The sequence below is a fragment of the Synechococcus sp. HK05 genome (assembly GCF_019104765.1).
In the GTDB taxonomy this organism is placed as follows: Bacteria; Cyanobacteriota; Cyanobacteriia; order PCC-6307; family Cyanobiaceae; genus Vulcanococcus.
Window position 1 is genome coordinate 188,530 of record NZ_JAHRXJ010000011.1, and the last position, 23,064, is coordinate 211,593.

Below are 23,064 nucleotides of genomic sequence, written 5' to 3' on the forward strand. Positions count from 1 at the left end.
CGGGTCAGGCGGCGCTGGGCTCCGGATGGGCCTGCAGGTGGGCCAGGCCTGCCTCTGTGATCACACGGCCTCGGGGCGTGCGTTGCAGCAAGCCCTGCTGCAGCAAAAACGGCTCCACGACGGCTTCAAGCGTGGCGGGATCTTCACCGAGGCCAGCGGCCAAGGTGTCGAGCCCCACCGGCCCGCCGCCGTAGCCGTGCTGGAGGAGATGCAGCAAACGCCGGTCGCTGGCATCGAGGCCGCGGCCATCCACCCGATGCAGGCTGAGGGCCTCATGCACCAATTCAGGGCTCACGCGGCCATGGCCGCCCACCGCAGCCACATCGCGCACACGCCGCAGCAGACGATTGGCGATCCGAGGGGTACCGCGGCAGCGGCGGGCCACCTCCAAAGCGGCACTGGCGTCGAGCTCGATCTGCAGCAGGCCGGCGGCCCGCAGCACGATCGCCTGCAGGTCGTCGAGCCCGTAAAACTCCAACCGCTGGATCAGGCCGAAGCGATCCCGCAACGGTGAACTGAGCGAACCCGCCCGGGTTGTGGCGCCCACGAGCGTGAAGGGAGCGATCGGCAGGCTGCGGGTGCGGGCGGTGGTTCCTTTGCCCACGGTGAGATCGAGGCGGAAGTCTTCCATCGCCGGATAAAGGATCTCCTCGGCCACGCGGTTGAGCCGGTGGATCTCATCGATGAACAGCAGCTCACGCGGCTCGAGGTTCACCAGCAGACCCACGATGTCGCGGGGGCGCTCCAGGGCTGGCGCGCTGGTGATGCGGCAACCCACGCCCAGCTCCTCGGCCAGCACCAGCGCCATGGTGGTTTTGCCCAGGCCTGGCGGGCCGTAGAGCAACACGTGATCGAGCGCTTCTTCGCGGGCGCGGGTGGCTTCTACAGCGATACCCAGCACCTGCTTGAGCTCGCTCTGGCCGATGTAATCGGCGAGGCGGCGGGGCCGCAGGGAATCTTCCCGCTGGATGGGGGTGTCTGCAGGCTCAGTAGCCCTGCTGGGCTCTTCGCCAGCCTGCGCGATCGGATCCACCAGCCGCCGGCGCGGCTCCCGCGGAGCGGCGGCGCCGGCCGAAGCCGATCCGGAGGACACGATCGCCATCGCTCGAGGGTACCGGCGCTGGCGGCGGGGCGGGAGATCTCTAGGGTCGGTGCAGCAACGGCGAGGGTGATGGCGAAGGGCGGGGGCAAGAAGAGTGCCAAGGCCCTGCGGGATGCCGCCAACAAGCTGCTGGCGGACAACCGCTTTGCACGCCATCAATACGAGATCCTCGAAACCCTGGAATGCGGCGTGGAGCTGCTGGGCACGGAGGTGAAATCGATCCGGGCCGGCCAGGTGAACCTGCGCGATGGCTTCTGCCTGATCCGCAACGGCCAGCTCCAGCTGCACAACGTGCACATCTCCCCCCACAGCCACGCCGGCGCCTACTTCAACCACGAACCCCTGCGCGTGCGCCAGCTGCTGGCCCACCGCCGTGAGATCGACAAACTGCGCGTGGCCCTCGATCAGAAAGGCCTCACCCTGATTCCGCTCAACCTGCACCTGAAGGGCTCCTGGATCAAGGCCACCATCGGCCTGGGCAAGGGCCGCAAGCTGCACGACAAGCGCCAAGAAGAGCGCCGCAAACAAGACATCAAAGACGCCAAAGCCGCGATCGCGCGCTTCTGACGAAAAACCCGGAGCTAGTTGGTCGCTGCAGGCTGCGGCGCGACAGGTTCCGGCCTCACCGGCACGACGGGGGCATTCGCGGGAGCAGGCGGCGGCTCAGGCGAGGGCACGGGCCGCAGCGCCGCAGGATCGGCCCGCAGCGACAAGGTGATCAGTGCCGCGGCCAGGCCCTCGTTGGTGATCAGCACTTGCACCGGCGAGCGCTGCACCGAGCCAAGGTTCACCACCCGCAACGGACCGCGAGCCTCCAGCACAGCTCCATCCGCACCGAACACGCTCATCTGCATCAGGGGTGACCCATTCACCCCCAGCACGAGACCACTCCCCACCGGCAAACGAATCGGGAACAGGCGCGCACCACCCGCCGGCACCGACGCTGAGATCACCGATGTTTCCCCCAACCGGACCTGAATTGCTTCGATGCGCACCTGGGCCAAGCCCTGCTCCGCAGCGGCATACCAGAGCTGGCGGAAGGGCTCCGGCGGGATCTCGCTGCCGGCGCGGCCCGGCAACAGGTTCTGGGCGCTGCCCGACACCAACTGCTCCACCACCGCGCCGCTCAGGCCCTGGCTTACCAGCGCCGACTGGCGGCGGCGCCAATCACCGGCGGTGAAGCGTCCGAGACGGGTGCGCAGCTCGAGGGGCAGCTGCTCCACCCGGCTCAGCCAGTCTTCCGCGAGCTCGTTCCACACCTTGCGCAGCGGTGCGTCATCGAGGCTGTCGCTGGGCAGGCGCCCGCCCCGCTCGGGGTATTGGGCCAACAGGCTGGCATCCACGAGCTTGAGGAACCAGCCCCGATCGATCTGCAAGGCCCGCAGACGATTGAGCAGCTGCTGGCGCTGATTCACTTCTGCCGGCGGCAGGCTGCTGGGCAGCTGGACAGTCGGCTCCGCTGTGGGACCAGCCACCCGGCCGCGGCTCAACACCAACCAGCCCAAGCCCGTTCCCACCACCGCCGACACCACCAATGCGATCACCACAGGCCACAGCCGCCCCTCAGCGGCTTCCTCCTTCAGCTCCTGGCGGGAACGGGGCATCCCGGCCGCAGCTGGAACAGCTTGCGCTGCGGGCACCACAGGCAGCGCAGGTTCGTCGACCGCCGGGGGCGGCACCAGCACCACGGTGCGCTCGGCCCGGGCTACCGGCCCAGTGCTGTCAGGCATCGGCACCTGCTGCAGAGCCTGCAACGCAGCAGCAGCAGAGGGGAAACGGGCTTCGGCATCTGAGCTGAGCAACCGGTCCAACACCGCCTGCATGGCTGGCAAGGCATCGAGGCTGGCGGGCCACCGCCAGGCCAGCGTGACCGGATCGAGCAGCTGGGCCGGTTCCTCGCCGCTGAGCAGCACCAGCGCCACCACCGCCAGGCTGTAGAGGTCCATCCAGGGCGCAGGATCTTCACCGCGGCCCCGCTCCGGCGGGGCATACCCCGGGGTGACCCCGCCCGGGCCGAAATCAAGCAGCACGGGCAGGCCGTCGCGGTCGCGGCGCAGCAGGTTGGCAGGGCTGAGATCGCCATGGCTGAGCCCCTGGCTGTGAAGCACCGCCAGAGCCGGCAAGAGCTGGCGCAACAGGAGCAACACTTCGCCGGCACCAAACACCAGTTGCCGTTCGCGCCTGCCCTGCAGCAACTCGGCAAGGGTGCTCCCCTCCTGCCATTCCCGCGGCAACCACAGGGCGCCGTCTTGCTCGATCAGTTCCCCAAAGCGAGGCACCTGGGGATGCAGCACCCCCTGAAGCCGCGGCCAGAGGCTGCGCACTTCAACCTGCAATGCCATCTGCTCCGGCGGAATGCAGCGCAGGGCCACCGGCGCCTCGCCGGCCAGCTGGTCGCAAGCCCTCCAGAGCTCGCTGCGCTCAGTGGCAGACAGCCGGCGCTCCAACCGATAGCGGCCGGCAATCACCTGATCGGTTGTGGCAGGCAGGTCCAACGCCGGAGCAACTCAGGCTGCGCGCACAGGTTGCTGCAACCCCTTGCTGCTCAGCCACTCGCCGTCATAAAGCCGTGACCGGTAGCGATCGCCGCTGTCGCACAGCACCGTGACGATCGTGTGGCCGGAACCCAGCCGTCGCGCGGTTTCCACCGCTGCGGCCACGTTGATCCCCACCGAGCCCCCCAGGAACAAACCCTCCTGCCAGAGAAGGTTGTAGATGGTGGACAAGGCGTCCTGATCGTGGATGCGCACGGCATCGTCGATCGGCGCACCCTCGAGGTTGGCGGTCACGCGGCTGTTGCCGATGCCCTCGGTGATCGAGCTGCCCTCGCTGGCCAATTCACCGCTGGTGGCCCAGCTGTAGAGGGCACTGCCGTGGGGGTCGGCCAACACGCAGCGCACGTTGGGGTTCTGCTCTTTCAGATAGAGCGCCACACCGGCATAGGTGCCGCCGGTGCCGGTGGCCGCCACCCAGGCATCCACGCGGCCACCGGTTTGCTCCCAGATCTCCGGACCCGTGCTGTTGAAGTGGGCGCGGCGGTTGGCGAGGTTGTCGAACTGATTCGCCCACACGGCGCCGGGGGTTTCCTCGGCAATGCGGCCGGAGAGGCGCACGTAGTTGTTGGGGTCGCGGTAGGGCACCGCCGGCACCGTGCGCACCTCAGCCCCGAGGCTGCGCAGCAGGCCGATCTTTTCGGCCGACTGGGTTTCCGGGATCACGATCAGCGCCTTGTAGCCCCGGGCATTGCAGAGGTGCGTGAGGCCGATGCCGGTGTTGCCGGCGGTGCCTTCCACCACGGTGCCGCCGGGCTGGAGCAGCCCCTGCTCTTCTGCTTCCTGCAGGATCCCGAGGGCAGCGCGGTCTTTCACCGAGCCTCCGGGATTCATGAATTCGGCCTTGCCGAGGATCTCGCAGCCGGTGGCCTCGCTCAGGGCGTGGAGACGGATCAGCGGCGTGTTGCCGACGGCCCCCACGAAGCCGGAGGTGATTCCACCCATCGCTTGGCTGCAGCCCTGGCAGGTCTGGGCAACAATAACGAGTTGGAACTCGGGTTCAGGCGTGGCGGATCAGAGCGGGAAACCCAACCCCCTGCATCTTCTCAATCGCTACCGGCTTGAGCATTTCCATGCACATTGCACACTCATCGAGCAGCTGTTTCTCAGGCACTGGGAAACACATCTCCACACGAAATCTCCCGACCCCAGCACGTCCAACTGGGCCTGCATCCTGATCGACGATCGCGCCACACAACACACCAAAACCTGCATCCTCAACACCCTGCTGATGACGCGGCTCAAAGCCGCCGTGACCATCTACACGCCTGCATCAAAGCGGGAAGCCTTTGCCAACTTGACAGAGCCCTTTGGGCAATTCGTAAAGATCGAAACACTTGATCGCCACGGCGTCAGCGATTCACTGGGTTGGAGCAAATACAACAACCTCTTAAAGTCAAGCCTGTTTTGGAAGGAGCTATCCGCTCAACAGATTCTGATCTTCCAGCCTGATGCACTGCTGATTCAACCCCTTGAGCTCGACGAGCTGCACTTCGACTTCGCCGGAGCCCCCTGGAACAAAGGACGCGTGACCTCCTGCGAGTTCCCCACCTACAACCCATCCCTGCAGAGAACTGGAAGCAACTGGGTGAATCAAGCTCTGTGCCAGACCGTTCCCGACCAGACCAACAATGGCAATGGCGGCCTCTCCATCCGCAATCCACGGCTGATGCAAACCATCTGCGAAGACCATGGCCAGGCCTCGCCGGACGATGAAGCAGAAGACATTTTCTTTGCCCGTTTTGTGGGCCATGCGGCGTACCAGGCCAAGCTGCCCTCGCAAGATGTCTTAAATCGGCTCTTCAACGAATCCAGCTACAGCGACTCCAGCGGCTTCCATGGGTCCTGGTATTACCTGGACGCGAGCGAACAGGCCAGGCTTTACGAGAAGCACGCCAAACATGTGATCGGGATGCTTTTGGGCCTCGGATGATGAACACCGCCACGCGCTCCGCCCTGCTCCCCCGGCTGCGCCAGATCCGCCAGGCCAGCGAAGCGTTGATCGAGGGGCTCGAACCGGAAGACCTTTGCCTGCAGGGCATGGCCGATGCCAGCCCCGCCAAATGGCACCTGGGTCACACCAGCTGGTTTTTCGAGGAGTTTTTGCTGCGGCAGCGGCCCAGCTACGAGCCGGCTGAGAGCCGCTGGAGCTATCTGTTCAACAGCTATTACGAGGCCGTGGGCGATCGGCACCCGCGGCCCCAGCGCGGCCTGCTCACCCGGCCGCCGATCGCCGAGGTGCTGGCTTGGCGCCGGCGGGTGACGGCGGCCTTGGAGCATGAGCTGGAGCACCTCGATCCAGCGTTGGTGGGGCTGGGCCTGCAACACGAGCAGCAGCACCAAGAGCTGCTGCTGATGGACCTGCTCGATGGCTTCAGCCGTAATCCGCTGGAACCGGCGGCCTATCCCGCCGGCGCCGGTGGCGTGGAGCCCGAGCAGGCCTACGAGGCCAGCGCCGAGGCGGCCCCAGCCAGCCCGAGCTGGATCGAGGTTGCGGGAGGGCTGGTGGAGATCGGTCACCCCGGGGGGAGCGGCGGCCCCGGCCCATCCCCGGGCGGTTTCCACTTCGATAACGAGGCGCCCCGCCACCGCACCTGGCTGGAGCCCTTCGCGATCGCCAACCGTCTTGTGAGCAACACCGAGTTCGCGGCATTCATCGCCGATGGCGGTTACAGCCGGCCGGAGCTGTGGATGAGCGAAGGCTGGGCGGTGGTGCAGCAACGCGGCTGGCAGGCACCCCGCTACTGGCGGGGCGACTGGGAATTCACCCTGGCCGGGCGCCGACCTCGGCAACCCGAGGCGCCGGTGCGGCATCTGAGCTGGTTTGAAGCCGATGCCTATGCCCGCTGGGCCGGAGCGCGCCTACCAAGCGAGGCGGAATGGGAGCTGGCGGCGGCCGGCAGCGAGCTTCCCCAGGCCTATGGCTGCCTCTGGCAGTGGACCGGCAGCCCCTACCGCCCCTACCCGGGCTTCGCCCCGGCGGCGGGCGCTGTGGGGGAATACAACGGCAAGTTCATGACCTCGCAATTCGTGCTGCGGGGCAGCTGTTTCCTCACCCCGGCGGGCCACGAGCGGCTCACCTATCGAAACTTCTATCCACCGGCCAGCCGTTGGATGGCCAGCGGTGTGCGCCTGGTGCGCGAGGTGACGGCATGAGCGGCAGCGCTGCCCCAGGCGTAGCCACAGCGCCGCTGCTGGATCTGCATCCGGCCCCGGCGGACATGCGCCAGCTGGTGATCGAGGGCCTGAGCCGCAGCCCCAAACAACTGCCGGCCTGGTTCCTCTACGACGCCGAAGGCTCACGCCTGTTTGATCTGATCTGCCAGCAACCGGAATACACGCTCACCGCCACCGAAACGGCACTGCTCGAGCGGGAAGCCCCCGCAATCGCCGCGGCCCTGGGGCCCGGCACCCTGGTGGAATTTGGCGCCGGCAGCGCCCGCAAGGTGGCGCCGCTGCTCCAGGCCCTGACCGAGCCGGCCTATGTGGCGCTCGACATCAGCGCCGAGCATCTCGAGGCGGCCTGCACGCGGCTGCAGGGGCAATTCCCGGCCGTGCCGATTTTGGGCGTGTGCTGCGACTACAGCCAGCTCGACGCCTTGCCCGAGCATCCCTTGCTCAGCGGCACGGCCCACCTCGGCTTCTTCCCGGGCAGCTCCCTGGGCAACTTTGAGCTGGCGGAAGCCCGCAGGCTGCTGGCGCAGTTCCGCCGCCTACTCGGCCCCGGCGGCAAGCTGCTGATCGGCATCGATCAGCCCAAGGCTGTGGAGCGGCTGGAGGCGGCCTACAACGATGCGGCCGGGGTGTCGGCGGCGTTCGCCCTCAATCTGTTGCGCCGACTCAACCGCGATCTGGCGGGAAGCTTCGATCTGCAGGCGTTTACCTACCAAGCCCGCTGGAAGCCGGAGCACAACCACATCGAGATGGCGGTGGTGAGCCAGCGGGCTCAAGCGGTGCAGCTCGCGGGGCAGATCTGGAGCTTTGAAGCTGGCGAAGCGCTGATCACCGAAACCAGCGCCAAATACAGCCCGCAGGCGTTCCTTGAGCTGGCCGTCTCCGCCGGCTGGCAGGGGGCCGAGCGCTGGAGCGACCCTGCCGGCGACCTATCGCTGCACCTGCTAGTGCAGGCAAACTGAAGCCTGCGGAGAGGTTGAGTATGTCGAGAGAAGAGCAGCGCCAGGCCGTGCGCGAACTGCGCGAGAGCCTGATCGCGCAACTGGAGGAGCTCTACGGCAACGCCTTCGAGAAGCTCGCCAGCCAGAACCTTGGCGAGGGCGGCATCGCCCGGCTCACCCAACTGCTGCTGCGCTCGCGCGAGGCGGCCATCACCCCGCTGCAGGAAGAAATCGAAGCGCCGCTGATCACCAGGGCCCCTGAGCCTGAGGCCAGCGAGGCCCCATGAGCCCGGCGGCGGACTGGCTTGAGCAGCTGGAAGCGCGGCTGGAGCAGCAGCTGGAGGCCTTCCTGCGGGCCAATCCCGCCCAGGAAGCGCTGCTGAACGAACAAGAGCGGCGCGAGCAGCAACAACGCCAGCGCCAGCAACTGCTGCAAGCCGAAGCACTCCGCAGCGAACTGCTGCAGATTGCAGCAGAGGTGCGCGAGTGGCGTGATCGCAGCGAGCGAGCCCGCAACGCCGGCGCCGCCGACCTGGCCGCCAAGGCCGATCGGCAGGTCGCCCAGCTGATGGAGCGCGGCCGCCTGCGCTGGCAGGCCCTGGAGCAGCTGGGGCAAGCGGTACTCAACAACCCGGGCAGCCCGGCCCATGACCCGCTCGATCAAGCCTGGGCCCGCTTTGAAGTGGACCAAGAGCTCGAAGCTCTGCGGCGACGCCAACAGCGCGGGCGCTGAACACCATCCGTTCAACTGGGCCCAACCGCCCCCCCAGCCATGGGCTTCCTGCTCTCCAAACTGCTGCCGCTGTTCGTGTATCCCCTCGGGCTGGGCCTGCTGCTGCAGCTGGCCGGACTGGGCACGGCGGCTCGGGGCCAACGGGGCTGGGGGCTGGGGCTGAGCGGCGCTGGTATCGGGCTGATCTGGCTGTTTGCGATGCCGTTCACCAGCCGCCAGTTGATCTGGGGCTTGGAGGAGCGCGCGGCAGCGCTCACGCCGGCAGCGATCCCCAGCGCCGATGCAGTGCTGGTGCTGGGCGGCGGCCTCAAACCGGCCCTGGCACCACGGCGGGGTGTGGAGGTGTCGGAAGGGGGCGACAGGCTGCTCACCGGCCTGCGCCTGATGCGCGAGAAGCGGGCTCCACTGCTGATCACCAGCGGCGGCAGCATCAGCTTCACAGCGGCGGATCCAGCGCCACCGGAGGCGATCAGTGCCCGGGCGCTGGCGGTGGAACTGGGCCTACCGGCCAGCCAGATCCTGATCAATCCAGGCTCCCGAACCACTGCTGAGGAAGCGCGCGACATCGGCGCCCTGGCACGCCAGCGGGGCTGGACGCGGATCCTGCTGGTGACCAGCGCCTTTCACATGCCGCGCTCGCTGGCCACCTTCCGCCAACGCAGTGGGCTCACGGTGACTCCCGTGGCCTGCGACTACCAACTACCCAGCCGAGCTGCCTACGGCCGGCCTACGGCTGGTTCAGTTGTGAAAGGGCTACTGCCGGATGCCGAGGCGCTGCACCTGAGCAGCGTGGCGCTCAAGGAGCACCTCGGTCTGATGGTCTACCGGCTCAAAGGTTGGTCGTGACGCTCCAGCTCAAGCCTTAGGCGCGGGAGGCACCAGGCTCACACCCTCGGGCGGCGGGGTGGGATCGGGATCGGCGATCAGCATGTGCTGCAGCACGATCTCAGGGCGTTCGCTATCGCGCCAGCGGATGCGATAGGCGGGCATCTTGGTGCCGCGGCTGGTGGTTTGCTCCACCGGCTCCATCACCCAACCCCGGCGGGAGCGGCCCTGGGGGTTGCGCTTCACCACCGCATCAGCGTGCTTGAAGCGGAAACCGACGCGCTCACCACTCATGGGGACCCTGGCCTACTAGGGTTGATTATCCCATTGCGGGTATCGCGTCTCAGTCGGCGCCAGCGGTGCGGATTTCCGGGCGCAGCAGCGGGAAGGCGATCACATCGCGGATCGAGGCGCTGTCGGTGAGCAGCATCACCAAGCGATCGATGCCGATGCCCAGGCCACCCGTGGGGGGCATGCCCACCTCGAGGGCCTGGATGAAGTCTTCATCCACTTGCTGGGCTTCGTCGTCGCCGGCGGCCTTGCGGGCCATCTGCGCTTCTAGGCGCTGGCGCTGATCCACCGGATCGATCAACTCGCTGAAGGCGTTAGCGGTTTCGCGGCCCACGATGAACAGCTCGAAGCGCTCCACCAGGCCCGGCTTGCTGCGGTGGGCCCGGGCCAGGGGCGAGTTCTCCACTGGGTAATCGATCACAAAGGTGGGCTGGATCAGGTCGGTTTCGACCGTTTGCTCGAAGGCCTCAACCAGCAAGCGGCCCACCGAATCGGCCAGGGCCGGCGCCGCAAGGCCCTTGGCTTCCATCGCCGCAACAGCCTCGTCGCGAGACGTGAAGGCCGCGAAATCCAGGCCGGTGGCCTCCTGCACCAGCTCGTGCATGGTCACCCGGCGCCAGGGGGGCGTCAGATCGATCTCGGTGCCCTGATAACTGATCACGGTGCTGCCGCACACCTGCTGGCACACGTGAGCAATCAGCTGCTCCGTGAGATCCATCATGTCGTTGTAGTCGGCATAGGCCTGGTACACCTCGATTGAGGTGAACTCCGGGTTGTGCCGGGTGCTGATGCCCTCGTTGCGGAAGATCCGGCCGAGTTCATACACCCGCTCAAAGCCGCCCACCACCAGCCGCTTGAGGTGCAGTTCCGTGGCGATGCGCAGGGTGAGCGGCAGATCGAGAGCGTTGTGGTGGGTTTCAAACGGCCGTGCGTCGGCGCCACCGGGAACGCTCTGCAGCACCGGCGTTTCGATCTCCAGGAAGCCGCGCTCGTCCAGCCAGCGGCGGATTGCACTCACCGCCAATGCCCGGCGCCGGAAGGTTTCGCGCGTGTGGGGCGACACGATCAGATCGAGATAGCGCTGGCGGTAGCGCTTCTCCACATCGGAGAGGCCATGCCACTTATCGGGCAAAGGCTGCAGGCTCTTGCTGAGCATCTGCCAGCCCTTCACCTTCACCGAAAGTTCACCGCGGTCGGTGCGGCGCAGCGTGCCCTGCACGCCGATCAGATCGCCGGCATCCACCAGGGATGTGATGTGGGCAAAGGCCTCGGGGTCGTCCGGCATCGAGGCCGCGAGCGTGGCCTTCTCGATGAACAGCTGGATCAGACCCGTTTCATCGGCCAGGGTGAAAAAGGCGAGCTTGCCCATCACGCGGCGGGTCATCACCCGGCCGGCCACGGCGACGGTCACATCGCGCTCTTCGCCGTTGGCGAGATCAGCGTGGGCCTGCTGCAGCTCGGCGGTGCGGTGGCTGGGCTCAAAGCGCAGCGCATAGGGTCCCTGGCCCAGCTCAGCCAGGGCCTTGCCTTTCTCGAGGCGGGTCTCGCGCAGCTCAGACAAAGGACCGGTGCAACTCAGCGTGCCGCCATCCTGCAGGAACGCGGTGCGGCGACGCCGCAACCAGCCTCAGCCGGCAGCCGCCATTCCCGGAAGCTCACCCACCCGCTGGGAGGCATAGCCAGTACCCCGCACCGTGAGGATCAACTCGGGATTGCGGGGATCTGGCTCGAGCTTGCCCCGCAGGCGGGCCACATACACATCCACCACCCGCAGATCGGCGGCACGGCGCGGCGGATAGCCCCATAGCTGCTCGAGGATCTCGGCCCTGGGCACCACACGGCCGGGCTCGCGGAAGAGCAGCTCCAGCAGGCTGAATTCCGTGTAGGTGAGACCGATGCGCTCGCCATCGCGGGTCACCTGACGGCGATTGGTATCCACCACCAGATCGCCCACCCGCAGCACACCCTGGCCGGGCGTGGCCTCTCGCGGCTCAGCAGCAGCGGAGCCGCGGCCCACCCGGCGCAGGATCGTGGCGATGCGCGCCTCGAGTTCCTTGGGGCTGAAGGGCTTGGGCAGATAGTCGTCGGCGCCGAGATCGAGGCCCGCCACGCGCTCGGCGATGGCATCAAGAGCCGAGAGGAAAATGATCGGCACGCAGGATTCAGCCCGCAGTCGCCGGCACACGGCGAAGCCATCAAGCTTGGGCAGCATCACGTCGAGCACGACGAGATCAGGCTGCTCCTGGTGGAACAGGGTGAGCGCTTCTTCGCCGTCTTCGGCGCACACCACCCGGTAACCGGCCAGCTGCAGACGCATCACCAACACGCGGCGTACCGCCGGCTCGTCGTCCACCACGAGCAAGGTGGCGCGGTGCCCCTCAGGCCCAGACGCGGCTCCCGACGCCTCACCGAGTTGGTGCTGGTCGCCGAGGGCCATACGCACAACAGGTGATGAAGAAGCGCAACGATACATCTCAGGATGAACAGACCGAGGCCCAAAACCCCTGAAAACAGGTCTGCTAAGAGAAGTCTTAAGGTTTTCTTCCGGGCAGGGTTTAACGCTTGTCCTGGCCTGAGAAGCGCCCCACGGCATAGGCGTTCCACTGCCGCTCCGCCTCCAGCAGGGCCGCATCGCTGCTGATCTGGCCGAGCATCGCCCGCTGGAGCTGGGTGTACACAATCGCCTGCAACCGCTTCACCCCAGGGCTGGCCGGCACCAGCACCCGCGCCTGGGCGAGGGTGTCGGCGGAGAGCAGGCGGGCCTGCTGCACCAGGACCTCGGGCTGGCTGGCTGGGCGTTCTGCCTCAAGGTTGCGGCGCAGCGCTTGCAGCGCCCCGGGCGACGACGGCAGCACCCGGGCCTGCTCCGCGAAACGCTGCTGATTGGTCGCATCGGTGAGGAAGAGGGCAAACTCCGCTGCCTTGCCCGCCACCTGGCTCTGGCGAGGAATGGCGAGGGTCATCACCGCCACGTTGGCTTCGCCGTTGGCTCCGGTGATGGGCGGGTAGGGGCGGGTGGCCGCCGCGATCTGGGGGGCATTGGTTTGGATGCTGCGCAGAAACTCAGCGCCGCTGCCCACCTGGGCGAGCTCACCGCTCTGATACAGCTCGATCGCGCGGCGGTAACCCTGGCTCACCACCTCCCGCGGCAGCAGGCCGCGGCGATAGAGATCCGTCCAGAAGGCGAAGGCCTTACGGCCGGCGGGGCTGTTGAAGGCAGCGCGTTGATCGTGGCCGAGCAGCGTCACCCCCATCTGCACCAGGCTCTCCAGGAGCTCGGCCGAGTCGTCGGGCACCACCGTGACGAACAGGGCATAGCGGCCGGTGCGGCGGCGCACCGCTTCGGCATAGGCGGGCACCTCCTCCCAAGTGCGGGGCGGCGCGCTGTAACCGGCCTGCAGCAGCAGGCTGGTGTTGGCCAGGGTGATCCGGGCGGTGAGATACCAGGGGATCGCGAACTGTTGGGGCTGACCATCTGGCCCAGCGCTGCGGCCCGCCTGCCAGATCAAGGGCAGGTAGGCCTGGGGCGCTCCCGGTGGCAGCACCGCATCAAGCGGCAGCAAGCCGCCTTTGCTGGCCAGGTTGGCTGCAAACAGGGGATTGAGGTTCACCACATCAGGCGCCGTGCGGGCAAACACCGCCGCCAGCAGCTTGCGCTCCACCGAGCCCCAGGGAATATCGGTCCACACCACGCGGTAGCCGGGGTTCTGGGCTTCCCAGGCGCCGATCACACCCTGGATGTAGGTGTTGAATTTCGGCGCCAGGTCGAGGGTCCAGAACTGGATTGTGCGCTCAGAACCCGCCGGTGGCGCCGCTCCGCGGCACGCACTAAGGCCAACCGCCAAGGCAGCACCGGCCGCACCAACCACAACGCGGCGCAGCAGCGCACGGCGACGGAATCCGCGCAAAGCTCCAGTGGCGGCGTTGCCCCTCATGCCCATCAGCCCCTCAAATCAGCGATACGGCGCCAGCGCAACAGCATCAGCGAGCAGAGCACCGGTGCGAGCAGGCCGGTGATCAAGCTCTGCGCCACCAGGGTGTGCAAGCCGGCTTCCACCAGCGGTAATTGGCCGCTCCAATAGAGCTGCAGCAACACACTGGCCCCCAGGAGCAAGGCGCCAAGCAGCGCCAGCAGACCCAGGTTGTAGCTGCGCTCGATCGGCACACCACGCCGGCCGATCCTCCCCCACCACCAACCCAGAAGCATCAACACCGGCACCTCGCTGGCCAGGCCGAGGTGCAAGCCATCCAGCACCAACCCGAGGCAAAGCCCAGCAATCGCGCCTGAGGCGGGCCCATCCACTAACGCCCAGGGCAACAGCCAAAGCACCGCCCAACTGGGGGCGACGCCGGCGATCTTCAAAAAGCCAGGCGAGGCCAGGGTGAGCAGGGGCACCATCAGCCCCGTGGCCCCACACCAACGCTGACGGTGCAACACCCCCATGGCTAACGGGTCACCACCTGCACCCAATCCACCGCATCCACCGGTGCACTGAGCTGCACGGCCGCATCCGGGGCCGGCGCCAACTCCTCATTCACGCTCTGCACCACACCCACCAGGAGGTTGGGAGGCACCAGGGTGCTGGCGGGGGAGGTGGTGATCACATCACCGGGGCGCACGCCGGTGTCTTTTTCCAGGAACTGCAACCGCGGCCGCGCCGTGCCCTGGCCCACCAGCAGCCCATGGCGCTGCACCCGCGCCACCCACACCCCGAGGCGGCTGCCGCTGTCGGTGAGCAGCTGCACGCGGGCGGTACTGGGGGTCACGCTGCTCACCCGGCCGATCAAGCCACCGGGGGCCAGCACCGGATCCCCGGCGCGGATGCCCTCCACGCTGCCCTTGCCGAGCTCCAGCTGCTGCCACCAGCCGCCGGGCTCGCGCGAGATCACCGGAGCCGACACGCGACCAGCGCCACTGCGATCGAGGGCGAGCATGCCGCGCAGGCGTTGGTTGTCGCGCTGCAACTGCAACAGGCTGGCTTGATCCTGCAGCTGCTGCGCCGAGCGCAACCACTCCGACTGGGCTGAACCCGGCCAGAAGGGACGGCTGAGCAGGGCATAGGCATCCATGAAGCCCGCCCCCTTGCTCAGCCGCACCCCCACCAGGGCCAGCAGCAGCAACCACCAGGGCCAGGCTTCCGCGACCTTGCGCAGCAGCGGGACGCGCAGGGTGCGTCCGAGCATCGGGATCAGGCGGCGACGCGGCTGAAGTCAGGCGTATCGAGCACGCGCTCGAGACGCTTGTAGTCCTCCAGCACCATGCCGCAGCCGTTCACCACACACAGCAGCGGGTCTTCGGCCACGTGCACGAGGATGCCGGTCTCGTGGCTGATCAGATCGCTGATGCCACGCACCAAGGCACCGCCACCGGCGAGCATGATGCCGCGGTCCACGATGTCGGCCGCCAACTCGGGAGGGGTGCGCTCGAGGGTGCGCTTCACCGCCTCCACGATCACGTTGAGGGGCTCGGCCATCGCCTCGCGCACGTCGCCGGCGCGCACGTTGATGGTGCGGGGCAGGCCGGAGAGCAGGTGCAGACCGCGCACATCCATCGAGGTTTCGTCGTGGACCTCGTCGGGGAAGGCCGAGCCGATGCGGATCTTGATTTCCTCGGCGGTGCGCTCACCCACCACCAGGTTGTGCACCTTCTTCAGGTACACGCTGATGGCATCGCTCAGCTCATCGCCAGCCACGCGCACGGATTCGCTCAACACAGTGCCGCCCAGCGACAGCACAGCCACTTCAGTGGTGCCGCCGCCGATGTCGACGATCATCGTGCCGACGGGCTCAGTCACAGGCAGGCCAGCGCCAATGGCGGCCGCCACGGGCTCATCAATGAGGTGAACGGTGCGGGCACCAGCGAGACCAGCTTCACGCACGGCGCGGCGCTCCACGCCGGTCACGCCGCTGGGGATGCCGATCACCAGGCGGGGCGCCACGATGCCGCGGCCTTCATTGCCCTTCTGGATGAAGGTTTTGATCATCTGCTCGGCAGCGTCGAAGTCGGCGATCACGCCGTCACGCAGGGGACGCACCGCGCGGATGTTGCCGGGGGTGCGGCCGAGCATCAATTTCGCCTCGTCGCCCACGGCCAAACAACTGCCGCGTTCCAGGTCGATGGCCACCACCGAGGGCTCCTGCAGCACGATGCCCTTGCCCGACATGTACATCAGGGTGTTGGCCGTTCCCAGATCGATGCCGATATCGCGGGAGAGCTGGAAACGTTTGAAGAACACTGAGGGGCCGCCTAGCGGCGCGAATCATAGGTGGGATGCCGCGATGGAACATCCGGGCCAAAGGGTGGAACTCTCCCTATGAGGCAGCCCCTCAACGGACTGCATCATTGACCCAACGCAGCAACAGGAGAACGCCATGGGCGTCAACTCAATCACCCTCGTCGGCCGGGCCGGCCGCGACCCCGAGGTTCGCTACTTCGAGTCGGGAAGCATGGTGGCCAACCTCACCATGGCGGTGAATCGCCGCTCCAACAACGACGAACCCGACTGGTTCAATCTCGAGATCTGGGGCAAGCAGGCCCAGGTGGCCGCCGACTATGTGCGCAAAGGCTCACTGCTCGGCATCATCGGCAGCTTCAAGCTCGACCGCTGGACCGACCGCAGCACTGGCGAAGAGCGCAGCAAGCCGGTGATCCGCGTCGATCGACTCGAGCTGCTGGGCTCCAAGCGTGACGCCGAAGCTGGCGGCGGCTACGGCGGTGGCGGCGGTTTTGGCGGCGAACCCACCGAGGAAGAAGTTCCCTTCTGAGCTTCGGGCGGCGATTAGTGGCTGGAGTTGCGCTTCTTCCAGGTGCGCAGCCCCAGCCAAGCCGCGGCGGCGATCACGGCAATCACCAGGAGCACCTTGATCGCTTTGGCAACGGGGTCGATCCAGAGCTCCACGTTGGCGTAGCCCTCGCCGAGGGCCATGCCAGCCAGGGTGAGCAGCAGGGTCCAGATCAGGCTGCCGGCGGTGGTCCAGATCAGGAACGGGGTGAGCGGCATCAGTTCGATGCCGGCGGGCACGGAGATCAAAGTGCGGATGCCAGGCACTAGGCGGCCCCAGAACACCAACGCTGTGCCGTAGCGGTTGAACCAGGTGCGGGTGCGGTGCAGATCCTGGGGGCTGATGCCGATCCAGCGGCCATGGCGCTCAAGCCACTGCTCCAGGCGCTCTTCGTTGATCAGGCGACCGATGCCGTACCAGGGCAGGGCGCCGAGCACCGTGCCAATCAGGCCGGCCAGCACTACGGGGATCAGGGCCAACTGGCCTTGGTGCACATAGAAGCCCCCCAGAGGCATGATCAGCTCCGAGGGGATCGGCGGAAACAGGTTTTCCAGGAACATCGCCGCGAAGATGGCGCCGTAACCCATCCATGGGTTGGCTTCCACCGCTGCACCGATCAGCTGAGGCAACTGCTGCACCAACTCTGTGAGTCCCATCCGGCCTGCGCACGTGTGGGCTGATTGTGCGGCATCCGCCTACAAAAAAGCTCCACCGCTGGATATCCATGGATATCCAGCGGTGGAGCGCGATCAACCGTCGAGCCTGCGCGCACGCCCGAAGGCGTGCACGAGAACCCTGCTGGCTCAGTAGCGGTAGTGATCGAGCTTGTAGGGGCCTTCCACCGGCACGTTGATATAGGCGGCCTGCTCGGCGGTGAGCTCGGTGAGCTTGGCGCCGATCTTTTCGAGGTGAAGGCGGGCCACCATCTCATCGAGGTGCTTAGGCAGCACGTACACCTCTTTGGCGTACTGGTCGCCCTTGGTGAACAGTTCGATCTGAGCCAGCACCTGGTTGGTGAAGGAGTTGCTCATCACGAAGCTGGGGTGGCCGGTGGCGCAGCCCAGGTTCACCAGACGGCCCTCGGCCAGCAGGAGGATCTTGTTGCCGCTGGGCAGGGTGATGTGATCCACCTGGGGCTTGATGTTCTCCCAGGCGTACTGCTTCAGCGACGCCACATCGATCTCGTTGTCGAAGTGGCCGATGTTGCACACGATCGCCTGATCCTTCATCTGGATCAGGTGCTCGTGGCGAATCACCTGGAAGTTGCCGGTGGCGGTTACGAAGATGTCCACATCACGCACCACGTCGTCAAGGCGCACCACGCGGTAGCCCTCCATGGCCGCCTGCAGGGCGCAGATCGGATCGATCTCGGCAATCATCACGGTGGCGCCTAGACCACGCAGCGACTGGGCGGAACCCTTGCCCACATCGCCGTAGCCGAGCACCAAGGCCACCTTGCCGGCCACCATCACGTCAGTGGCGCGCTTGATGCTGTCCACCAGCGATTCGCGGCAGCCGTAGAGGTTGTCGAACTTGCTCTTCGTCACCGAGTCGTTGACGTTGATTGCCGGGAAGGGCAGCTCACCGCTCTTTTGCAGCTGATACAGACGCGCCACACCCGTGGTGGTTTCTTCCGTCACGCCCTGGATCTGGGCCTTGATGCTGGAGTAGAAGCCGGGCTGGGCAGCCAGCTTCTGGCGGATGCTGTTGAAGAGGGCGGTCTCCTCTTCGTTGGAGGGGTTGTCGAGCACCGAGAGGTCGCTCTCAGCCTTGGTGCCCAGCATCACCAGACCGGTGGCATCGCCGCCGTCGTCGAGGATCATGTTGGGGGTACCGCCATCGCCCCACTCGAGGATGCGGTGGGTGAAGGCCCAGTACTCATCGAGGGTTTCGCCCTTGTAGGCGAACACAGGGATGCCAGCGGCGGCGATTGCGGCGGCAGCGTGATCCTGGGTGGAGAAGATGTTGCAGCTGGCCCAGCGCACCTCGGCGCCGAGGGCCACCAGGGTTTCGATCAGAACGGCGGTCTGAATCGTCATGTGCAGGGAACCCGCAATGCGGGCGCCCTTGAGAGGCTGCTCAGCGCCGTACTTGCTGCGCAGGGCCACCAGACCCGGCATCTCAGTTTCGGCAATCTCGATTTCCTTACGGCCGAAATCAGCCAGGCCAAGGTCGGCGATCACATAGGTGCTGGTGCTCTGCAGCGCAGGCGCCGTGGGGGTAGCCACCATGAATTTGAAGGTTTGGAAACTAGAAATATCTGCAGAGACGCCGAGGCTTCGGGCTCGCTGAGGGGCAATCTACCGGGATGGAATCGCGCAGCGTGTTGTTGGCGGATGCCGCCGCCACCCAAGATCTCGGTCGCCAACTGGCCCAGCAGTGGCTCGCCCTACCCACGGGCGAGCGGCCGATCCTTCTGCTGCAGGGTGATCTCGGCGCCGGCAAAACCTGCCTCACCCAAGGCCTGGCCGCCGGTCTGGGCATCGAGGAACCGATCACCAGCCCCACCTTCGCCCTCGCCCAGCACTACGCAGGGCGCACCGGAGCGCTCGTGCACCTCGACCTCTACCGCCTCGAGCAGCCGGCCGCCGCTGATGAACTGTTCGCCCAGGAAGAAGAGGAGGCTCTAGCCCTGAACGCTCTGATGGCCGTGGAGTGGGCCGAGCGGCTCAGCTTCGTGCCGGAGGGTGCCTGGCGGATTGGCTTGGAGCTTGTGGATCCGAATGATCCCGAAGCCGGCCGGCGGGCGCGGCTGCGCTGAAGAGTCGGCAAACCCGGAGACGGGAGGGACCGAGCGCTCAGAGCTGCCCGGCCAGGAACGCCTCCACCTGCTGCTGGGTGGGCTGCGGATCAATCGCCCCAGCACCCCCGCACACCAGGGCGCCGCAGGCGCTGGCAAAGCGCACCGCCTCGGCGCTGCCGCCTTCGAGCAGTTGGGGCTGGAGGCAGAGCTGGTGGAGCAAGCCGGCCAGGAAGGCATCGCCTGCACCGGTGCTGTCCACCACCGCCACCGGATAGGCAGGCATCACGCCACTGCTGGAGCCAAAGCACCAGGCCACCTGGGCACCGCCATCGGTGACCACCACCGCTGGGTGTTGGGGCAGGCCAGCGCGGATCACGGCTGGATCACGGCTGCCAAAGAGCCACTGGGCCTCTTCAGCAGCCAGCTTGATCAAACCGGCCTGCTCCAGCAGCGGTTGGATGGCCGCCACAGCCGCGGGCGTGGGCCCAGCATCCACCGGAGCACTGGCGTCCCAGAAGGTGGGCCGCCAGTTCACATCCAGAGCGATCGCCACATCGGCAGCAGCGGCCAACTGCGCCGCCACCATCAAGGCCGCCGCAGACGAGTCTGATGCCAGGGGAATGGTGCCGATCTGCAGCCAGCGAGCACCCACCAGCAAGGGGGGCAACGCCGCGTTCACCCCACTGGCCTCAAGAGCCTGATCAGCAAAACCATCGCCCTGATCGCCCGCGAAGCCACCGAAGCTGCGGTCGCCGCTGGCATCACGGGGCACCAACACAATCCGACTGGGGTGGCTGGAATCGCGCTGCAGGCCGCTGAGGTTCACACCCCGCTCGGCCATCAACTGCTGGAAGGCCGCACCGATCGCGTCTGAGCCGAGTCGCCCCACAAAAGCGGCGGCGGTGCCGAGCCGCGCCAAGGCGCAGGCCACGTTGGCGGGGGCGCCGCCCAGGCGGTCGTCGCACTGCTCGGGCGCCGCGGTGGCGGGATCACCCCCGAGGGGACCGAGGCGATCCACGAGGGCCTCCCCCAGACAGATCACCTGCGGCGCAGACCCAGCAGCCATGGCTCAGGCGGCCCTAAGCCGCAGCGGCACTGTCTTCACCTTGCAAACGCTCGAGCAAGGCGGCAATGATCCGCGCATTCGCTGCAGGAAAGGGGTAATCGCCGAGCTCGGTGGGCTCCACCCAACGCACCTGCTGGCTGGCGAGGGGCTGGGGTTCACCGCTGATCCAGCGGCACAGATGCACCACAAAGCGCAGGCGCTTATGGCTGTAGGCATGCTCCAAGGTGATCAGCTCGGCACCCACCTCCGCTTCGATCGCCAGCTCCTCCTGGAGTTCGCGGACGATGGTGCTCTCGATCGGCTCGCCAGGCTCCTGTTTGCCCCCCGGGAATTCCCACAAGCCGCCAAGCAGGCCTTCGTTCAGGCGCTGATCAATCAGCACCTGGCCAGCCGCATTGCGCACTACCCCCACGCCGATCACCTGGAAGGGCAGCTCGCGAGGGGCGTCGGTCACAGGGAAGGCGGCAGGGTCGCCGGCAGCGTAGGCAGCGCACTGAACCTGCCAAGGGCACTGGTCGCAGCGGGGGTTGCGGGGGGTGCACACCGTGGCCCCCAAATCCATCAGCGCCTGATTGAAATCTCGAGGCCGCGACGGATCGAGCAGCGCTTCACTGAGGGCCCAAAACCGATTCAGGTCGCGGGAGGGAGGCCGCTCGCAGGCCATCAGCCGCGCCAACACCCGCTTCACATTTCCGTCGAGGATGGCGTAGGGCCGATTGAAGGCCGACGACAGGATGCTCCCGGCGGTGCTGCGGCCGATACCGGGCAGAGCCGTCCAACTTTCGAGATCCTTGGGCCAAGGGGAAGCCTGCTCCTGCATCTGACGGGCACCAGCGAGGAGCCGACGAGCGCGGGAGTAGTACCCCAGACCCTGCCAGAGCAACAGCACGTCGTGCTCTTCAGCAGCGGCCAACGCTTCCACAGAGGGAAACGCCGCCATCCAGCGGTGCCAATAGGGGAGCACCACCTGCAGCTGGGTTTGCTGGAGCATCACCTCGGCGACCCAGATCGCGTAGGGATCCAGCGGCTCACCCGGGGCGGGCAACGACCCGTCTGGCTTTAGTTTCCAAGGGATGGCGTGGCGACCTTTCTCTTGCCACCAGGCCAGCAGCAACCGACGTAGCTCTGACGCCTGCAGGAGAGGAGACACCGATCAGTGGCTGGCGGGAGGTGGCGGGCCGCAAGCCACGATTCCGAGCTTGGCAAGCCACACCAAGGTGAGCGCAATGTGTTCGGATCGCTCAGACGGGAAGTGAGCCTGCAACTCAGCGACAGACTGACGAGGTTGACGAACCAGCTCGCTAACCAGCCGCTCCACCTCTCGTGGCTGCGCACGCAACCCCGGGAATTGGCGATCCAACACAACCGTGGAGAGGCGCTCAGCTGCCTGCTGAAGATCAATACCATCAGCCACCACCACATGATGCTGGGGCGAGAGCACTTGCGTGGCAAAACCCTCGAAATCGCGAAACGGAAGGCCGCGAACGGGATGAGATTGAGGGCTCAAGCACGAGCCGGGCGTGCTGGCATCACGCCGCACGGCAGCCAAGTGGTCAAACAACTGGTTGTAGTGCTCGACAACCACAGGCCAAGAAAACGCACTCCGAGCTCGTTCTCGGGCTGAAGCGCCCATGGAACGGCGCAAATCGGCGGACGCCAAAAGCCTGGTGAGGGCAGCTGCTGCCTGGGGTACATCAACTGCGGTGTGTTGAGCCGTGGCACCAACATAAGTTTGGTACGTCTCCATACCCAACGCATGCAGGTTGGCCAACAAGGCATCCAGGCCTGGAGCAGCACCACCCAGGGTGGGCACCAGGAAGCCATCCTTTTCATGGCGAATGGTGTAGGCATAGCCATCCCACTCACTAGCCACGATGGGCAAACCAGCGGCCATCGCTTCCACCGGGGTGAGGCCGAAGGTTTCCTGAATGTTGTCGACCAAGGAGAAAAACACATCCGCCGCTGACCAACACGCCTGCACCACGGCCGGGTCGTTTCCGTTGAGCAGATGGAGCTGCACCGCAGGGGCGTAGGCCGCAGCGGCCTGTTCATACAGGCGCTGATCCTGTTCTCCACCAGGGAACCAACCGGCCATCACAAAATGAACCAGTTGTTCCACCGCCTGGGCAGCCTGGTTCAAAGCCAGAAACATCGGCTGCGGAAAGGCCTTCTCGTAAAACGACAGACGCCCCACCCACAGCACCACCAGGGCATCCTCAGAAATGCCATGGCTGGCGCGGAACGCCTGCCCCAAGGCCCGATTCGAAGCGCTCGCGTGGATGCCGTCCACATCCACGGCCAGAGGGATCAGGGGTAGCTGAGGCCGGCAAAACCGAGAAGCACCCAAGCGATCCGCCAGATAGTGCTCGTATTGGTCGAAGAGCTGGTGCATCGCCCGCTGCACTGCGGGTGATGTGCAAATCAAGGCATCCCATGGCTCAATCGGCGCCAGAGCGGCCGAACCGATCAACTCACGCACAGCTGGTGGAGCGAGCGTGTGGATCAGCCCCACAAGGCTGTAGTCACGCTGCAGCGCGGCCTGACACCGCAACCAGGCCAGCTCGGCGAGATAGGGCTGACCGCGCAGCAACACACCTGCCTGGGCTGGCCATTGCGTGTCGTGCAGAGGTGCGGAGTCCAGAGCTGGATGGTTGTCGACATCTGGGAACCAGGCCTGCGACAAGGCATCAGGCGTTAATCCAACCTGGTTGAGGATCGAAAGCCGCTCATATCCGCCAAAGCTCGCCAGAGCCCTGAACAAACCGGCATTGGCCACATCCTTGCCAAAGGGGTTATCCGGCTGGCGCAGGTGGCCAGGAGGATGGAACAACGCCAGTCGGGAGGTGGGCAAAGG

Annotated in this window: 24 protein-coding genes; 9 read left to right on the plus strand and 15 right to left on the minus strand. The window is 66.4% G+C overall.

Features of this window, described 5'->3' with window-relative positions; all coding sequences use genetic code 11:
- Nucleotides 1-4: 4 nt before the first annotated feature.
- Nucleotides 5-1,102, minus strand: a complete 1,098-nt coding sequence (ruvB, locus tag KUL97_RS10400; RefSeq protein ID WP_217796916.1) for a Holliday junction branch migration DNA helicase RuvB — start codon at nucleotides 1,100-1,102, stop codon at nucleotides 5-7.
- A 69-nt stretch (nucleotides 1,103-1,171) separates the two neighbouring features.
- Here ruvB and smpB point away from each other — a divergent pair, with 69 nt between their 5' ends.
- Nucleotides 1,172-1,669 carry an SsrA-binding protein SmpB gene (gene smpB / locus KUL97_RS10405; protein WP_217796917.1) on the plus strand — a complete coding sequence of 166 codons (498 nt, stop codon included), beginning with the start codon at nucleotides 1,172-1,174 and terminating at the stop codon, nucleotides 1,667-1,669.
- 14 nt (nucleotides 1,670-1,683) lie between these two features.
- Here smpB and KUL97_RS10410 read toward each other — a convergent pair whose 3' ends face one another.
- Together KUL97_RS10410 and KUL97_RS10415 are read right to left on the minus strand one after the other, a co-directional pair.
- Nucleotides 1,684-3,597 carry a phosphotransferase gene (locus KUL97_RS10410; protein WP_217796918.1) on the minus strand — a complete coding sequence of 638 codons (1,914 nt, stop codon included), beginning with the start codon at nucleotides 3,595-3,597 and terminating at the stop codon, nucleotides 1,684-1,686.
- Nucleotides 3,598-3,609: 12 nt separating this feature from the next.
- Nucleotides 3,610-4,599 (minus strand): cysteine synthase A, encoded by a 990-nt coding sequence (locus KUL97_RS10415; RefSeq protein WP_217796919.1) that lies wholly within the window; start codon nucleotides 4,597-4,599, stop codon nucleotides 3,610-3,612.
- On the opposite strand from KUL97_RS10415, the gene KUL97_RS10420 reads away from it, so the two are divergent.
- From KUL97_RS10420 to KUL97_RS10445, 6 genes are read left to right on the plus strand one after another with little or no spacing between them, the layout of a single operon-like run.
- Nucleotides 4,586-5,587, plus strand: coding sequence for a DUF5672 family protein (locus tag KUL97_RS10420; protein WP_217796920.1), 1,002 nt, complete (start codon nucleotides 4,586-4,588; stop codon nucleotides 5,585-5,587). The genes KUL97_RS10415 and KUL97_RS10420 overlap by 14 nt on opposite strands.
- Nucleotides 5,587-6,810: an ergothioneine biosynthesis protein EgtB gene (gene egtB / locus KUL97_RS10425; RefSeq protein WP_217796921.1), complete on the plus strand. Its 1,224-nt coding sequence runs from the start codon at nucleotides 5,587-5,589 to the stop codon at nucleotides 6,808-6,810. The genes KUL97_RS10420 and egtB overlap by 1 nt, the downstream gene beginning before the upstream one ends.
- Entirely contained in the window at nucleotides 6,807-7,790 is a 984-nt protein-coding gene (gene egtD, locus KUL97_RS10430; RefSeq protein WP_254896419.1) for an L-histidine N(alpha)-methyltransferase, read from the plus strand. Before egtB ends, egtD begins: the two co-directional genes overlap by 4 nt.
- Nucleotides 7,791-7,810: 20 nt before the next feature.
- Nucleotides 7,811-8,056, plus strand: a complete 246-nt coding sequence (locus KUL97_RS10435) for a hercynine metabolism small protein (RefSeq protein WP_217796922.1) — start codon at nucleotides 7,811-7,813, stop codon at nucleotides 8,054-8,056.
- Nucleotides 8,053-8,502, plus strand: a complete 450-nt coding sequence (locus tag KUL97_RS10440) for a hercynine metabolism protein (RefSeq protein ID WP_217796923.1) — start codon at nucleotides 8,053-8,055, stop codon at nucleotides 8,500-8,502. The genes KUL97_RS10435 and KUL97_RS10440 overlap by 4 nt, the downstream gene beginning before the upstream one ends.
- A gap of 39 nt (nucleotides 8,503-8,541) precedes the next feature.
- Nucleotides 8,542-9,348: a YdcF family protein gene (locus KUL97_RS10445; RefSeq protein WP_217796924.1), complete on the plus strand. Its 807-nt coding sequence runs from the start codon at nucleotides 8,542-8,544 to the stop codon at nucleotides 9,346-9,348.
- A gap of 9 nt (nucleotides 9,349-9,357) precedes the next feature.
- On the opposite strand, the gene KUL97_RS10450 is transcribed toward KUL97_RS10445, so the two are convergent.
- From KUL97_RS10450 to KUL97_RS10480, 7 genes are all read right to left on the minus strand, one after another.
- Entirely contained in the window at nucleotides 9,358-9,621 is a 264-nt protein-coding gene (locus tag KUL97_RS10450) for a hypothetical protein (protein WP_190388593.1), read from the minus strand.
- Nucleotides 9,622-9,670: 49 nt separating this feature from the next.
- The gene (lysS, locus tag KUL97_RS10455; protein ID WP_217796925.1) at nucleotides 9,671-11,179 is read right to left on the minus strand and encodes a lysine--tRNA ligase; all 1,509 of its coding nucleotides are present in this window, start codon (nucleotides 11,177-11,179) and stop codon (nucleotides 9,671-9,673) included.
- Between the two features lie 66 nt (nucleotides 11,180-11,245).
- Nucleotides 11,246-12,055, minus strand: a complete 810-nt coding sequence (gene rpaB / locus KUL97_RS10460; protein WP_303246128.1) for a response regulator transcription factor RpaB — start codon at nucleotides 12,053-12,055, stop codon at nucleotides 11,246-11,248.
- Between the two features lie 118 nt (nucleotides 12,056-12,173).
- Nucleotides 12,174-13,553, minus strand: a complete 1,380-nt coding sequence (locus KUL97_RS10465; RefSeq protein WP_217796926.1) for an ABC transporter substrate-binding protein — start codon at nucleotides 13,551-13,553, stop codon at nucleotides 12,174-12,176.
- Between the two features lie 5 nt (nucleotides 13,554-13,558).
- Nucleotides 13,559-14,062, minus strand: coding sequence for a rod shape-determining protein MreD (locus KUL97_RS10470; protein ID WP_217796927.1), 504 nt, complete (start codon nucleotides 14,060-14,062; stop codon nucleotides 13,559-13,561).
- A gap of 2 nt (nucleotides 14,063-14,064) precedes the next feature.
- A complete protein-coding gene (gene mreC / locus KUL97_RS10475; RefSeq protein ID WP_217796928.1) occupies nucleotides 14,065-14,802 on the minus strand; it encodes a rod shape-determining protein MreC in 738 nt (245 codons plus the stop codon).
- A 5-nt stretch (nucleotides 14,803-14,807) separates the two neighbouring features.
- Nucleotides 14,808-15,854 carry a rod shape-determining protein gene (locus KUL97_RS10480; RefSeq protein ID WP_010312398.1) on the minus strand — a complete coding sequence of 349 codons (1,047 nt, stop codon included), beginning with the start codon at nucleotides 15,852-15,854 and terminating at the stop codon, nucleotides 14,808-14,810.
- 136 nt (nucleotides 15,855-15,990) lie between these two features.
- On the opposite strand from KUL97_RS10480, the gene KUL97_RS10485 reads away from it, so the two are divergent.
- A complete protein-coding gene (locus tag KUL97_RS10485) occupies nucleotides 15,991-16,383 on the plus strand; it encodes a single-stranded DNA-binding protein (RefSeq protein WP_217796929.1) in 393 nt (130 codons plus the stop codon).
- A gap of 14 nt (nucleotides 16,384-16,397) precedes the next feature.
- Here the strand turns inward: KUL97_RS10485 and KUL97_RS10490 are convergent, their stop codons facing one another.
- Both KUL97_RS10490 and ahcY read right to left on the minus strand, forming a co-directional pair.
- Nucleotides 16,398-17,057: a DedA family protein gene (locus tag KUL97_RS10490; protein WP_217796930.1), complete on the minus strand. Its 660-nt coding sequence runs from the start codon at nucleotides 17,055-17,057 to the stop codon at nucleotides 16,398-16,400.
- Nucleotides 17,058-17,204: 147 nt separating this feature from the next.
- Entirely contained in the window at nucleotides 17,205-18,632 is a 1,428-nt protein-coding gene (gene ahcY / locus KUL97_RS10495; protein WP_217796931.1) for an adenosylhomocysteinase, read from the minus strand.
- 77 nt (nucleotides 18,633-18,709) lie between these two features.
- On the opposite strand from ahcY, the gene tsaE reads away from it, so the two are divergent.
- On the plus strand, nucleotides 18,710-19,162 hold the full coding sequence (gene tsaE / locus KUL97_RS10500; RefSeq protein WP_217796932.1) for a tRNA (adenosine(37)-N6)-threonylcarbamoyltransferase complex ATPase subunit type 1 TsaE: 453 nt from the start codon (nucleotides 18,710-18,712) through the stop codon (nucleotides 19,160-19,162).
- 37 nt (nucleotides 19,163-19,199) lie between these two features.
- Here the strand turns inward: tsaE and KUL97_RS10505 are convergent, their stop codons facing one another.
- From KUL97_RS10505 to KUL97_RS10515, 3 genes are read right to left on the minus strand one after another with little or no spacing between them, the layout of a single operon-like run.
- Complete coding sequence (locus KUL97_RS10505) at nucleotides 19,200-20,210, minus strand: carbohydrate kinase (RefSeq protein WP_217796933.1); 1,011 nt, start codon at nucleotides 20,208-20,210, stop codon at nucleotides 19,200-19,202.
- 13 nt (nucleotides 20,211-20,223) lie between these two features.
- Nucleotides 20,224-21,360: an A/G-specific adenine glycosylase gene (gene mutY / locus KUL97_RS10510; RefSeq protein WP_368656140.1), complete on the minus strand. Its 1,137-nt coding sequence runs from the start codon at nucleotides 21,358-21,360 to the stop codon at nucleotides 20,224-20,226.
- 3 nt (nucleotides 21,361-21,363) lie between these two features.
- Nucleotides 21,364-23,061, minus strand: a complete 1,698-nt coding sequence (locus tag KUL97_RS10515) for a glycosyltransferase family 4 protein (protein ID WP_217796934.1) — start codon at nucleotides 23,059-23,061, stop codon at nucleotides 21,364-21,366.
- Between the last annotated feature and the right edge of the window lie 3 nt (nucleotides 23,062-23,064).